Source organism: Tsukamurella asaccharolytica (assembly GCF_007858435.1).
Taxonomy (GTDB): domain Bacteria; phylum Actinomycetota; class Actinomycetes; order Mycobacteriales; family Mycobacteriaceae; genus Tsukamurella; species Tsukamurella asaccharolytica.
This window is the reverse complement of record NZ_VIGW01000012.1, coordinates 42,285-55,623: the sequence shown is the minus strand read 5'-3', so window position 1 is coordinate 55,623 and position 13,339 is coordinate 42,285. Positions and strand designations below refer to the sequence as shown.

At 70.4% G+C, this 13,339-nt stretch carries 15 protein-coding genes; 12 read left to right on the top strand and 3 right to left on the bottom strand.

Annotation, left to right across the window (positions count from 1 at the left end; all coding sequences use genetic code 11):
• Nucleotides 1–45: 45 nt before the first annotated feature.
• Nucleotides 46–1,260, bottom strand: coding sequence for a NupC/NupG family nucleoside CNT transporter (locus FK529_RS16845; protein ID WP_146563350.1), 1,215 nt, complete (start codon nt 1,258–1,260; stop codon nt 46–48).
• Between the two features lie 108 nt (nt 1,261–1,368).
• Between FK529_RS16845 and fdxA the strand changes: the two genes are divergently transcribed.
• From fdxA to FK529_RS16830, 3 genes are all read left to right on the top strand, one after another.
• Complete coding sequence (gene fdxA, locus FK529_RS16840) at nt 1,369–1,701, top strand: ferredoxin (protein ID WP_068524555.1); 333 nt, start codon at nt 1,369–1,371, stop codon at nt 1,699–1,701.
• A gap of 17 nt (nt 1,702–1,718) precedes the next feature.
• Nucleotides 1,719–2,804, top strand: coding sequence for a succinyldiaminopimelate transaminase (gene dapC, locus FK529_RS16835; protein WP_146563420.1), 1,086 nt, complete (start codon nt 1,719–1,721; stop codon nt 2,802–2,804).
• A gap of 178 nt (nt 2,805–2,982) precedes the next feature.
• The gene (locus FK529_RS16830; RefSeq protein ID WP_146563348.1) at nt 2,983–3,231 is read left to right on the top strand and encodes a hypothetical protein; all 249 of its coding nucleotides are present in this window, start codon (nt 2,983–2,985) and stop codon (nt 3,229–3,231) included.
• Between the two features lie 72 nt (nt 3,232–3,303).
• Here the strand turns inward: FK529_RS16830 and dapD are convergent, their stop codons facing one another.
• Nucleotides 3,304–4,254 carry a 2,3,4,5-tetrahydropyridine-2,6-dicarboxylate N-succinyltransferase gene (gene dapD / locus FK529_RS16825; RefSeq protein WP_146563346.1) on the bottom strand — a complete coding sequence of 317 codons (951 nt, stop codon included), beginning with the start codon at nt 4,252–4,254 and terminating at the stop codon, nt 3,304–3,306.
• Nucleotides 4,255–4,323: 69 nt separating this feature from the next.
• Between dapD and mgtE the strand changes: the two genes are divergently transcribed.
• The 9 genes from mgtE to FK529_RS16780 all read left to right on the top strand — a co-directional run bounded on the left by mgtE (nt 4,324) and on the right by FK529_RS16780 (nt 12,584).
• Nucleotides 4,324–5,676 (top strand): magnesium transporter, encoded by a 1,353-nt coding sequence (mgtE, locus tag FK529_RS16820; RefSeq protein ID WP_146563344.1) that lies wholly within the window; start codon nt 4,324–4,326, stop codon nt 5,674–5,676.
• A gap of 16 nt (nt 5,677–5,692) precedes the next feature.
• A complete protein-coding gene (dapE, locus tag FK529_RS16815) occupies nt 5,693–6,769 on the top strand; it encodes a succinyl-diaminopimelate desuccinylase (protein WP_146563342.1) in 1,077 nt (358 codons plus the stop codon).
• Nucleotides 6,770–6,779: 10 nt separating this feature from the next.
• Nucleotides 6,780–7,574, top strand: coding sequence for an LOG family protein (locus tag FK529_RS16810; RefSeq protein WP_146563340.1), 795 nt, complete (start codon nt 6,780–6,782; stop codon nt 7,572–7,574).
• The gene (locus FK529_RS16805) at nt 7,571–8,119 is read left to right on the top strand and encodes an LOG family protein (protein ID WP_146563338.1); all 549 of its coding nucleotides are present in this window, start codon (nt 7,571–7,573) and stop codon (nt 8,117–8,119) included. Before FK529_RS16810 ends, FK529_RS16805 begins: the two co-directional genes overlap by 4 nt.
• A gap of 9 nt (nt 8,120–8,128) precedes the next feature.
• Entirely contained in the window at nt 8,129–9,940 is a 1,812-nt protein-coding gene (locus FK529_RS16800) for a long-chain-acyl-CoA synthetase (RefSeq protein ID WP_146563336.1), read from the top strand.
• A 1-nt stretch (nt 9,941) separates the two neighbouring features.
• Nucleotides 9,942–10,835 carry a dihydropteroate synthase gene (gene folP / locus FK529_RS16795; RefSeq protein WP_146563334.1) on the top strand — a complete coding sequence of 298 codons (894 nt, stop codon included), beginning with the start codon at nt 9,942–9,944 and terminating at the stop codon, nt 10,833–10,835.
• Nucleotides 10,832–11,740: a glucosyl-3-phosphoglycerate synthase gene (locus FK529_RS16790; protein ID WP_146563331.1), complete on the top strand. Its 909-nt coding sequence runs from the start codon at nt 10,832–10,834 to the stop codon at nt 11,738–11,740. The genes folP and FK529_RS16790 overlap by 4 nt, the downstream gene beginning before the upstream one ends.
• A gap of 68 nt (nt 11,741–11,808) precedes the next feature.
• Nucleotides 11,809–12,282, top strand: coding sequence for a hypothetical protein (locus tag FK529_RS16785; RefSeq protein WP_146563330.1), 474 nt, complete (start codon nt 11,809–11,811; stop codon nt 12,280–12,282).
• Nucleotides 12,279–12,584, top strand: a complete 306-nt coding sequence (locus FK529_RS16780; RefSeq protein ID WP_146563328.1) for a winged helix-turn-helix domain-containing protein — start codon at nt 12,279–12,281, stop codon at nt 12,582–12,584. Before FK529_RS16785 ends, FK529_RS16780 begins: the two co-directional genes overlap by 4 nt.
• Here the strand turns inward: FK529_RS16780 and FK529_RS16775 are convergent, their stop codons facing one another.
• Complete coding sequence (locus FK529_RS16775) at nt 12,585–13,283, bottom strand: MerR family transcriptional regulator (protein ID WP_146563326.1); 699 nt, start codon at nt 13,281–13,283, stop codon at nt 12,585–12,587. It lies immediately after the preceding gene.
• Between the last annotated feature and the right edge of the window lie 56 nt (nt 13,284–13,339).

The following is a 13,339-nucleotide window of genomic DNA, read 5'->3' as shown; positions in this document are numbered from 1 at the left end:
CTCGACGGTGGTCCGAGCATCGAGGCGCGCGGCGCACCGTCGGGACTACGAGATGAGCCCGACGATCGTCGCCGAGATGAACGAGACCAGCGTCGCGCCGTAGAGCAGCTTGAGGCCGAACTTGGCGATCTGGTCGCCCTGCTCGGGTGCCAAGGACTTCGCCGCGCCGGCGATGATGCCGATGGAGCTGAAGTTCGCGAACGAGACCAGGAAGGTCTGGATGATGGCCTCGCCGCGGGGCGAGAGCACCACCGGGCCGCCGGGATTCTGCTCAGTGAAGGAGAGCATCGCGACGAACTCGTTGGTCACCAGCTTGGTGGCCATCAGGCTGCCGACGGTGGTGCACTCGTTCCACGGGACGCCGGTGAGCCAGGCGAGCGGCGCGAAGACGTAGCCCAGGACGTCCTGAAAAGTGGTACCGCCGAAGACGGCGGCGAAAAGGCCGTTGACCAGGGCCATCAGTGCGACGAAGCCGATGAGCATCGCGGCGACGGTGAGAGCCACCTTCGCGCCGTCGAGGATGTACTCGCCGAGCATCTCGAAGAAGGACTGCTTCTTCTGCGCGGGGGCGGCGAAGACGTCGTCCTCCGGGGCGATCTCGTAGGGGCTCAGGAGCGAGACCACGATGAAGGCGCCGAACAGGTTCAGCACGATCGCGGCGACCACGTACCTGGGCTCGATCATCGTCATGTACGAGCCGACGATGGACATCGACACCGTCGACATCGCCGATGCCGACAGGGTGTACAGGCGGTTCGCCGGGAGGGTCGGCAGGATCTTCTTGATCGCGATGAAGTTCTCGGACTGGCCGATGATCGCCGAGCTCACCGAGTTGAACGACTCGAGCTTGGGCATGCCGGTGATCTTGGACAGAGCCAGGCCGAGGTACTTGATGATCAGCGGCAGCACCTTCACGAACTGCAGGATGCCGATGAGGGCCGAGACCAGGATGATCGGCGTGAGCACGTTGAGGAAGAACGGTGTACCCCCGTTCTCGTCCTTGAAGTCGACGAGGCCCCCGAAGACGAATGCGGTGCCTGCGTGGGCGTAGCTCAGGAGTTGCTTGAAGCCGGCCGACAGCCCGTCGATGACGATCTTGCCGACGGGGGTCTTCAGCATGATCAGGCCCAGCACGAACTGGATCGCGAGCATGCCCAGGATGTACGGCGCCTTCTTCTTGAGCATGGCGACGTTCCGCGTGGGCAGGTACGCGAGAAGGAGGAAGACGACGAGTCCGAACACACCGACGATTACGTGCACTGGTGAATGAAAGCACACCCCGGCAAGTTAGGCGACACTTCTTTGTGACAGGTCCTGGCGGGGCGGAATACTGTCGAAGGGACGACGTCGGTGCGAAGGAGATGACAGGTGACGTACACCATCGCAGAGCCCTGTGTGGATGTGCTCGACAAGGCATGTATCGAGGAGTGCCCCGTCGACTGTATCTACGAGGGCAACCGGATGCTGTACATCCAGCCCGACGAATGCGTGGACTGCGGCGCCTGCGAGCCGGTGTGCCCCGTGGAGGCGATCTTCTACGAGGACGACGTGCCGGACGAGTGGGCCGAGTACGTGACCGCGAACATCGACTTCTTCGACGAGATCGGTTCGCCCGGCGGCGCCGCCAAGCAGGGGAAGATCGACTACGATCACCCCTTCATCAAGGCGCTCCCGCCCATGAACACCGACACCGAGCACTGATCGTGCCGCGCGTGCCCGTGGCGTCCGGCCTGCCGGACTTCCCGTGGGACACCCTGGCGGGCGCGAAGGCGAAGGCCGCGGCGCACGCGGGCGGCATCGTCGACCTCTCCGTCGGCACGCCCGTCGATCCGGTGGCGGAGCCGATCCGCCGCGCCCTCTACGAGGGTTCTGCGTTCCCCGGCTACCCGGCGACGATCGGCACCGTCGCGCTGCGCGAGGCGGCGGCCGCGGCCCTGAGCCGCCGGTACGGCACCGTCGAGCTCGCGGAGGACGCGATCCTGCCCGTGATCGGGACCAAGGAGGCGATCGCGCAGCTGCCGTCGACGCTCGGCCTCGGCGCGGGTGACGTGGTCGTGATCCCCGAGGTCGCGTACCCGACCTACGAGGTGGGCGCGCTGCTCGCCGGCGCGCGGCCGGTGCGGGCCGACGGTACCGCCCAGCTCGGCCCGGAGCGGCCGGCGCTGGTGTTCGTGAATTCGCCGTCCAATCCGACCGGCGCCGTGCTCGGCGTCGATCATCTGCGCAAGGTGGTGCAGTGGGCGCGCGAGCGCGGCGCGATCGTGGCGTCCGACGAGTGCTACTTGGGCCTGGCCTGGGAGGCCGAGGCCGTATCGGTGCTCGACCCGCGCGTGTGCGACGGTGACACCACCGGGCTGATCGCGATCCACTCGCTGTCCAAGACCTCGAACCTGGCCTCGTACCGTGCAGGCTTCCTCGCGGGCGATCCGGCGCTCATCGCCGAGCTGGCCGCCGTGCGCAAGCACGCGGGTGCCATCGTGCCCTTCCCGGTGCAAGCCGCCATGACCTACGCCCTCTCGGTGGACGAGCACGAGGCCGAGCAGCGCGCCCGCTACGCCGCGCGGCGCGCCGTGCTGCTGCAGGCAGTCCGCGGCGCCGGCTTCGCCGTCGATCACTCCGAGGCGGGGTTGTACCTGTGGTCGACGCGCGGTGAGCCCTGCCGCGACACCGTCGACTGGCTGGCCGAGCGCGGCATCCTCGCCGCCCCGGGTGAGTTCTACGGTCCGCACGGCGCTGAGCATGTCCGGATCGCGATCACCGCGACGGACGAGCGGATCGCCGCCGCCGCCGAGCGTCTGGCCTGACCGGGAATCTCCGGTGTCTCGGCCGCGTGGCCCGCGGCCGCCTGCGGCGTTCGCGTTGTTCTGTTGAGCGCTCTGCTCACTTTCCCGGCTGAATCCGACGCCCGTGCAACTCCACCGTTGTTTCATTGGTACGCTACTGCAAACAATAGTGAGGTTCGGTTGGATAGGAGACGGTGGGTTGGCGATCGCGGGAGCCAGGGTGGTGCTGATCGCGGTGCTCTGTTCGGTGGTGGTGTTGTGCGGTATCGGCCTATGGCACGTGGAATCGCGCCTGCTGACCACCTATCCCGAGTGCGTGGGCACCGGTTCGCCCCGCGTGTCCGCAGTCGAGTCGCCCGGCGAGGTGCGGGCCGTGCAGTCTGCGATCGACCGAGTCCTCGACGGGCTGGGGTGCAAGGCCGTCCCACTGGGGGGCGGCAGACGCTGAAGAGAATTCACTGGGGTGGCGACGAGAAGGGCGGCCGGTGCGCGCACCGGCCGCCCTTCTCGTCGGGGGCCCTCAGTTCTTGTGCAGCGCGGCGTTGAGCTCGACGCCCTCGCTCTTCCACGGCACGACCTCGACCGCGCCGGTGACCGAGTTGCGGCGGAACAGCAGGTTGCTCTGCCCGGCGAGCTCGCGCGCCTTGATCTGCGTCCCGTCCGGGCCGGTCACCTTGGTGCCGGCGGTCAGGTACAGGCCCGCCTCGAGCACGCAGTCGTCGCCGAGCGGGATGCCCAGCCCCGAGTTCGCGCCCAGCAGGCACCGCTCGCCGACCGCGATGATCTCCTTGCCGCCGCCCGACAGGGTGCCCATCGTCGACGCGCCGCCGCCCACGTCGGAGTGGTCGCCGATGACGACGCCCGCTGAGATGCGGCCCTCGACCATCGCCGTGCCGAGCGTGCCGGCGTTGAAGTTCACGAAGCCCTCGTGCATGACGGTCGTGCCCTCGGCGAGATGAGCGCCGAGGCGGACGCGGTCCGCGTCGCCGATGCGGACGCCGCCGGGCAGCACGTAGTCGACCATGCGGGGGAACTTGTCCACCGAGTGGACGGTGACGTGGCCGCGGCGGCGCAGCGCCGCGCGCACCGACTCGAAGTCCACCGGCGAGCAGGGGCCGAAATTGGTCCACACGACGTTCGCGAGCAGGCCGAACTGGCCCTCGAGGCTGAGCCCGTGCGGTTGCACCAGCCGGTGGCTCAGCAGGTGCAGGCGCAGGTACACGTCGTGCGCGTCGACGGGGGCGGCGTCGAGGTCGCCGATCGTGGTCTGCACGACCACGATCCGGACCCGGCGCTCCGCATCCGCGCCGGCGGAGGACACGAGCGCTTCCGGGGCACCGTCCGGATCCTGGACCGTGCCGACGGTGCCGCCGCCGTCCGTCAGCTCCGGCGCGGGGAACCAGGTGTCGAGCACCGTCCCGTCGTCGGTGAGGGTGGCCAGTCCGTACGCTTTCGCTCCACGATTCGTCACCCGCCCAGCCTACGTGCGCCCCGCCGCGCTCGTACTGCGGAGCCCCGGGATTCGGATACCGTTCTGCGAGTGACCACGACACCCGACACGGCGAAGCTGGCCAACAGGATCGATGACGCGGTCGACGACGGAGACCTGACTGCGGTCGCGTCGCTCATCGCGCCCCTGACCTACCGCCAGGTCACGGACGTCCTCGAACGCCTCGGGCGCAAGGACCGGGCCGTGGTCTTCCGGCTGCTCGCGAAGGACGAGGCGCTCACCGTCTTCGAGTCCCTCGACGCGCCGCTCCAGGGCGAGCTCATCCGCGACCTTCAGGACGAGCAGGTGACGGGCCTCTTCGTGGAGCTCGACCCCGACGACCGGGTCACCCTGCTCGACGAGCTGCCGGCCACCGTCGCCGGACGCCTGCTGCAGGGCCTCCCGGAGAGCGAGCGCGCCGCGACCGCAGCCCTGCTCGGCTACCCGCAGGGTTCCGTCGGCCGCGAGATGACGCCCGAGTTCGTCTCGGTCCACCCCGGCGACACCGCCGAGCAGGCCCTCGCCGCGGTGCGGGCCCGCATCGACGACGTCGAGACCATCTACGGCATCCCGGTCGTCGGCCCCGGGCGGGTGCTGGTCGGCATCGTCGGGCTGCGCGGGCTCCTGCGCAGCGCGCCCGCGACCCCGGTGAGCGAGATCATGAACGTCGCGGGCACGGCGCGGGCGCGGGAGTCGGCCGAGGACGCGGCCCGCCGGTGCGCGGAGCAGCGGCTGCTGGTGATGCCCATCGTCGACGACGAGCACCGCCTCGTCGGCATCCTCACCGTGGACGACGCCCTACGGATCCTCGAGGAGGCCGAGAGTGAGGACGCGGCCCGCCAGGGCGGCGTGGAGCCGCTGAACCGGCCCTATCTGTCGACGCCCGTGCGCACCCTGGTGCGCTCGCGGGTGGTGTGGCTGCTCGTCCTGGCGATCGGCGCCACCCTCACCGTGAAGGTGCTCTCCGTCTTCGAGGACAGCCTGCAGGAGATGGTGGTGCTCTCGCTGTTCGTGCCGCTCATCATCGGCACGGGCGGCAACACCGGCAATCAGGCCGCCACCACCGTGACCCGCGCGCTCGCCCTCGGCGACATCACCACCTCCGACGTGCTCCGCGTGCTCGGGCGCGAGATCCGCGTCGGCGCGACGCTGGGGCTCGTCCTCGGCAGCCTCGGCGCGATCATCGCCGGCCTCCTCTTCGGCGCCGACGTGGGCCTGGTCATCGGTGCCACGCTGTTCGGGGTGTGCACGATGTCCGCCGCCGTCGGCGGGCTCATGCCGATCGTGGCGAAGTCCATCGGTGTCGATCCCGCCGTCTTCTCCAACCCGTTCATCAGCACGTTCGTCGACGCGACCGGCCTGATCCTGTACTTCCTGATCGCCAAGGCGATCCTCGGGATCTGACCACTACCCTGGAGGGGTGACTCTCGAACTCGCCGCCGACCCGATCGACCTCACCGCCGCGCTGGTGGACATCCCCAGCGTGAGCCACGACGAGGAGCGCATCGCGAACGAGGTGGAATCGGCGCTGCGGGCGCTGGGCCGATTCGAGGTGCTCCGCGTGGGGAACAACGTGCTCGCGCGGACGGATCGCGGGTTGCCGCAGCGGGTGATGCTCGCCGGGCACCTCGACACCGTGCCGATCGCGGACAACGTGCCGAGCCGCCGCGAGGGCGGCATCCTCCACGGCTGCGGCACCGTCGACATGAAGAGCGGCGACGCGGTCTTCCTGCACCTCGCCGCCACGATGGCCGACCCGGCCTACGACCTGACCCTGATCTTCTACGAGTGCGAGGAGATCGCCTCGCACTTCAACGGCCTCGGCCGCATCGAGCGCGAGCTCCCGCAGTGGCTCGAGGCCGATGTCGCGATCCTCGGCGAACCCTCCGGCGGGCTCATCGAGGCCGGCTGTCAGGGCACGGTCCGCGTGCGCATCACCGCGGACGGCGTTCGCTCGCACAGCGCGCGATCGTGGCTGGGCGACAACGCGATCCACAAGCTCGGGTCGGTGCTCACGGTCTTGCAGAGCTATACCGCGCGCACCGTCGACATCGACGGGTGCGAGTATCGCGAGGGCCTCTCCGCCGTGGCGATCGAGGGCGGCGTCGCCGGCAACGTCGTGCCCGACGAGGCCTTCGTGGACGTCAACTTCCGCTTCGCGCCGGACCGCACGGTCGACGAGGCGGTCGCCCACGTCCGGGAGGTCCTCGCCGGGCCGCTCGCCGACGGTGCGCTCGGCTTCGAGGTGACCGACGCCGCGCCCGGCGCGCTGCCGGGCCTGGGGGCGCCCGCCGCGGCGAAGCTCGTGGCGGCCGCCGGCGGGCGGTTCCGCGCCAAGTACGGGTGGACCGACGTCGCGCGCTTCGCGGCGCTCGGCATCCCGGCCGTGAACTTCGGTCCCGGGGATCCCAACTACGCGCACAAGCGCGACGAGCACGTCGAGACCGCGCAGATCACCGAGGTGGCCGCCGTGCTGCGCGACTTCCTCGCTGGGTAGGTTGTGCGTCATGGCCTCCGAAAAGATGCCCTCGGCCGATGACTACCTGCGCTACCGCGGACCCGTCCGCGTGCAGGGCGCGGCGGCGAAGGAATCGTCGACCACCGACCAGCGGCTCCTCGCGAATGCGGACGACGCCGACTGGCTGCACCGCGACCCGTGGCGGGTCATGCGGATCCAGGCGGAGTTCGTGGAGGGCTTCGGTGCCCTCGCCGAACTGCCGCCCGCGGTCACCGTCTTCGGTTCGGCGCGGATCACGCCGGATTCGCCCGAGTACGCCACCGGGCGCGAGTTGGGTGCCGGTCTGGTGCGTGCGGGCTACGCCGTGATCACCGGTGGCGGACCGGGCGCCATGGAGGCCGCGAACCGCGGCGCTAAGGACGCCGACGGGCTCTCGGTGGGGCTGGGCATCGAACTGCCCTTCGAACAGGGCCTCAACGACTGGGTCGACCTCGGCATCAACTTCCGCTACTTCTTCGTGCGGAAGACGATGTTCGTCAAGTACGCGCAGGCCTTCGTCTGCCTGCCCGGCGGTTTCGGCACCCTTGACGAGCTCTTCGAGGCGCTGACCCTGGTCCAGACGCACAAGGTGACCCGCTTCCCGATCGTGCTCCTGGGATCCGCCTTCTGGGGCGGCCTGGTGGACTGGATCCGCGGCACGCTCACCGAGCGGGGCATGATCTCGCCCGGCGACGCCGACCTGATCACCGTGACGGACTCGGTCGCGGAGGCCATCGACATCATCGTGCGCGCCGACGCCGCGCGCGAGCGCGAGGCGCGCGCGAGCGAGGTGGATCCCTCGTGACCGCGATCGCCGTCTTCTGCGCATCGCGCCCCGTGCCACAGGAGTACCTCGATCTCGCGACCGACGTGGGCCGGGCTATCGCTGCCGGCGGGGACGCACTGGTCTGGGGCGGCGGGCACGTCTCGATGATGGGCGCGGTCGCGCAGGCCGCCCGCGCCGGCGGAGCCCACACCCTGGGGGTCATTCCGACGGCGCTCGTCGACCGCGAGGTCGCCGACCACGGCGCGGACGAGCTGCTGGTGGTCGCCACCATGCGCGAGCGCAAGCAGCTCATGGACGACAACGCCGATGCCTTCCTGGTGCTGCCGGGCGGCGTGGGCACCCTCGAGGAGTTCTTCGAGGCATGGACCGCGGGCTATCTCTCGATGCACGACAAGCCCGTCGTGATCCTCAACCACGACGACTTCTACACGCCGCTGCTCGACTGGATCGACGGGCTCGGCGCTCGGGGTTTCGTGAGTGACGCCGCTCTCGGAAGGCTGCTGCGTGCGACGGACGTCACGGCCGCTCTCGAGGCGTGCCGTGGTACGGCGGTACCACGGTAGGCTCGCCGCGTGAGCTCTACGCAGAAGAACAGTACGGTCGGTATCGCGGATCTGGCCAGAGGCGTCGGCAAGCTGTTGCCCGATCTGCCCCTGCTGGTCAAGGAGGGCCCGTCGATCCTGCTGCGCAGGCCGACCAGCAAGGAGTCAATCGGAACGGTGTTCGCCAAGCGTGCGGCGCAGCACCCTTCGCGCGACTTCCTTCGCTTCCAGGGCGAGGGCATCAGCTACGGCGAGGCCAACGCCACCGTCAACACCTACGCGCGGGTCCTGCTCCAGCGCGGCGTCAAGGTGGGCGACGTGGTCGGGGTCGTCATGCACAACCACCCGCAGATGGTGCTCGTGATGCTCGCCATCGTCAAGGTCGGCGCCACCGCCGGCCTCGTCAACTACAACCAGCGCGGCGCCGTACTCGCGCACAGCCTCGGCATTCTCGAGACCGAGACGATCATCGTCGGCGCGGAGGACCTCGAGGCCTTCGACTCGCTGGACGCCGCGGACCGTCCCGCCGACGGCGTGGTGCTCACCATCGACCAGCTCGCCGAGCAGGCTCGACAGGTGCGCGAGCAGGATCCGCGTGCCACGGAGAATCCGGCCGTCACCGCCACTCTGCCGGCCAGCACCCGCGCCTTCTACGTCTTCACCTCGGGCACCACGGGCATGCCGAAGGCGTCGATCATGACGCACTACCGCTGGCTCAAGGGCATGGCGGGCTTCGGCGCGACCGCGGTGCGTATGCGCGGCGACGACGTCATGTACTGCCCACTTCCGCTGTATCACAACAACGCTGCACTCGTCGCCCTCGGCTCGGTGCTGGTCTCCGGTGCCACACTCGCGATCGGTCGCAAGTTCTCGGCCTCGAAGTTCTGGGACGAGGCGAACCAGAACTCGGCCACGATGTTCATCTACATCGGCGAGATCTGCCGCTACCTGCTCAACCAGCCGCCGAAGCCCAGCGACCGGTCCAACACCATCCGGGTGGCGGCCGGCAACGGCCTGCGACCCGAGATCTGGCGGGAATTCCAGGAGCGCTTCGGGATCGAGCGGATCATGGAGTTCTACGCCGCGAGCGAGACGAACATCGCCTTCGTCAACGTCTTCAACATCGAGGGCACCGTCGGCCTGTGCCCCTTGCCGCACGCCGTGGTCGAGTACGACCTCGAGACCGCGGGCCCGCTGCGGGATGCTCGCGGCAGGCTCACCCGCGTGAAGCGCGGGCAGAACGGCCTGTTGCTCACCAAGATCACCAAGTCGGCGCCCTTCGACGGCTACACCGACGGGACGGCGGGTGACGCCAAGCTGATCCGCGACGGTTTCAAGGACGGCGACGTCTGGTTCAACACCGGCGACGTGGTGACCAACCAGGGCTTGGACCACATCGCCTTCGTGGACCGCCTCGGTGACACCTTCCGGTGGAAGGGCGAGAACGTCGCGACCACCGAGGTCGAGGGCGCGCTCGACGAGGCCGAGCAGGTGGAGGGCGCGATCGTCTACGGCGTCGGGATCCCCGGTGCCGACGGCAAAGCGGGCATGGCCGCGGTCAAGCTCGCGGAGGGGCGGGAGTTCGACGGAGCCGCGCTCGCGGCACAGCTTCGGAAGACGTTGCCGGACTATGCGATCCCGCTGTACACGCGCGTCGTGGCCAGCCTGGAAGTGACCTCGACCTTCAAGAGCCTCAAGGGCGAGCTGCGCAAGCAGGGATTCGAGGAGGTCGGGGACGACCCGCTCTACGTCTTCGTCGGCGGTGCGGACGGCTACGTCCCCGCCTACGACGGGTACGCGGAGCACGTCGTGGCCGCCAAGGTCCCGGATCTGCGCTCCTAGGATGGCCGCTTCGCCGGCGGGCCCGATCCCGGTGCGCCCGACCTTCTGCGGCCGCCGGGTCCCGACGGACCGGGCTCTGGTGATGGCGATCATCAATCGCACGCCCGACTCCTTCTACGACCGCGGCAGCTATTTCGCCGTGGACGCCGCGCTGGAGCGGGTGGACGCGGCGGTCGCCGAGGGAGCGGACGTGGTGGACGTCGGGGGCGTCAAGGCGGGCCCCGGGCAGGAGGTCGACGCGACCGAGGAGATCGCGCGGACGGTGCCCTTCATCAGGCAGGTGCGCGACCGGCATCCGGACCTGCTGATCAGCGTGGACACGTGGCGGGCGTCCGTCGCCGAGGCCGCCGTCGACGCGGGCGCCGATCTCATCAACGACACCTGGGCCGGCGCCGATCCGGACCTGCCCCGGGTCGCGGCCGCCACCGGGGCGGGCCTGGTCTGCTCGCACACCGGCGGGGCCCTGCCCCGGACCCGACCCTTCCGGGTGCGCTACCCGGACGTGGTCGCCGACGTGCGCGACTCGCTCGCCGCCGCCGCCGAGGCGGCGTTCGCGGCGGGCGTGCGGGAGGACGGCATCGTCATCGATCCGACCCACGACTTCGGCAAGAACACCCACCACGGCCTCGCCTTGCTGCGGCACCTCGACGCGCTCGTCGGCACGGGCTGGCCGGTGCTGATGGCGCTGTCCAACAAGGACTTCATCGGCGAAACTCTGAACGCCGGCCTCGAGGAACGGGTCGCCGGAACCCTGGCCGCGACCGCCCTCGCCGCGCAGGCCGGGGCCCGCATGTTCCGCGTGCACCAGGTCGCCGATACCCGCCGCGTGGTGGAGATGGTGGCCTCCATCGACGGAGCCCGCCCGCCGGCCCGCGTCGTGCGAGGGCTGGCATGAGCACCGCGCACCGGTTCTTCGAGGAGCCCCGCTGGAGCGTCGACGAGCTCGTCGCGGCGAAGGCCGGGCGCACCGTCTCCGTCGTGCTCCCGGCGTTGAACGAGGAGGCCACCGTCGGCGCCGTGGTGGCGACGATCGCGCCGCTGGTGGGGACCCTGGTCGACGAGCTCATCGTGCTGGATTCGGGCTCGACCGACGCCACGGCGGAGCGGGCCCGCGCCGCGGGCGCCACCGTGATCAGCCGCGAGGAGGCGATCCCGGGGCTGCCGCCCGTGCCCGGCAAGGGGGAGGCCCTGTGGCGCGGGGTGGCGGCCGCCTCGGGCGACCTCATCGCGTTCGTCGACTCCGACCTCATCGAGCCCGACCCGCGGTACGTGCCGCGGCTGTTGGGCCCCATGCTGTTCCACCCCGAGGTGCACCTCGTCAAGGCGTACTACCGGCGACCGCTCCGCGTCTTCACGCAGGGTGAGGACCCGACGGGCGGCGGGCGCGTGACGGAGCTCGTGGCGCGGCCGGTCCTGGCGGCGCTGCGGCCGCCGCTGCGCGCGATACTGCAGCCGCTGGGCGGCGAGTACGCGGGCACGCGCGAGTTCCTCGCCTCGGTGCCCTTCGCGCCCGGCTACGGCGTGGAGATCGGCCTGCTCCTGGACGCGGAGGCCCGGTACGGGTTGGCGGGCATCGCACAGGTGAACCTGTCGGTGCGCAAACACCGCAACCGCGACCTGCGCGACCTCGGCGTCATGAGCCGGCAGATCCTCGGGACGGCGTTGCGGCGCTGCGGGATCGAGGACTCGGGCGCGGGCATCACGCAGTACCTCGTCGAGCCGGGGCCGGAGGATCGGTTCACCGAGGTCACGACGGAGCTGTCCCTGGAGGACCGGCCGCCGGTGGTATCTCTGCCGTAACGGCATGTACTTGACGATATGGAAAGTAGTTTCTATGGTTGGTTTCACCGACCGTAGAAGGAGCCGTCATGACCGACAACACCGCCAGCCCCACCCCGGAGGAGGCGCGCCGCGCCCTCGACCTGGCGGACAGGGCCTCCGTCGCCACCCCCGCCGACCGCACCCGGCTCGTGCGCGGTCTCGTCGCGATCGGCCTCGCAGTCGGCGCGCTGGTGCTCGCGCTGCGGCTGACGGTGGGGAATCCCGACGCGCCGCAGTGGTTCCGCCTCGGCGGACTCTTCGTCGTGACGGCGCTCTATCTGGTGGCGGTCGCGGCGGCGACGATCCTCATGCGTCGCGCGTCCGCCGCGCCTCGCGGTTTCACCCTGCGCTACAACCTGGGGCTGGGCGTCACGATGCTGCTGTACGCCGTCTATGTCGCGGTCCCGTCGGTGCGCGGGGACGACGCACTCCCGTGGCCGTGGGCGATCGCCGCGGCGCTGGTCACCGTGATCCCGGCGCTCCTGGGGGCGCGGGCGATCTCCACGCTGGCGCTGCGATGACCACGACGGGCGGCCACGCGCGGCACCGGCTCGACGACGTGATCCACGCGCCGGTGCGGTTCTCCATCGTGGCGGCGCTGGCGAAGGTCGAGAACGCCGAGTTCGCCGCGGTGCGGGATGCGGTGGAACTCTCGGACTCGGTGCTGTCGAAGCAGGCCGCGCAGCTCGAGGCGGCCGGCTACGTCGCGATCAGAAAGGGGCACGTGGGCAAGCGCCCGCGCACCTGGCTCTCGCTGACGGCGGAAGGTCGCAGGGCCCTCGAAGCGCATCTCGCGGCGTTGCGCGCGATAGCGGAGGGGTAGTCAGCCCAGAAGGGCGTCGAGCGCGGCGGCGCCGGCGACGAGGGCGCGGCCCCGTCGGACCAGGTTCGCGCGCCAGCCGTCGAGCGTCTCGCGCAGGGGCTCGACCCCGCCCGCGGAGCGCACATGCTCGGTGAGCTCCGCGATCCGGGCGAGGCCGAAGCCGCCGCGCCGGAGCTGCTCCGCCATCCGGGCGTCGCGAACGTCGGCAGGGGAGTACACGCGATAGCCGGTGGTGCGGTCGCGCCGCGGACGGACGATTCCGGCGCGCTCCCACGCGCGCAGGGTGGCGGGCACGACGCCGAGCAGCTGCGCCACGTCACCGACGAACAGCGTGGAACCCCCATCGCCGTCGCGGGCGTGCATGTCGCCGAGCGCGGCACGCACCCGACGGAAGGTGGCGCGGTCCTCGGCCAGTTCCTCGTGGGCCGCATCCACCAGCGCGAAGGCCCCGTCGAGATCGTCGCGGTGGACGGCGCGGAGGATCTCCGCGGCGCGCGCGTGCCCGCATCCGGGGACCAGCGCGAGGAAGGCGTCCAGGGCCAGGCGGTGCCGTGGGGTGTAGGCCCGGTAGCCCGACGGGGCCCGCTCGGCCGGCGGCAGAATGCCCTGCTCCTCGTAGTTCCGCACCGCCTGAGACGAGAGTCCGTGAGGTCGCGCCAGGTCGACGGGGCGAAGGCCGGATTGAGAGTTCCGGGGCAACTTCCCAGCTCCTCTCGCTGAAGTTTCAACGGATTCTTCAACGATATCGTGAAGTG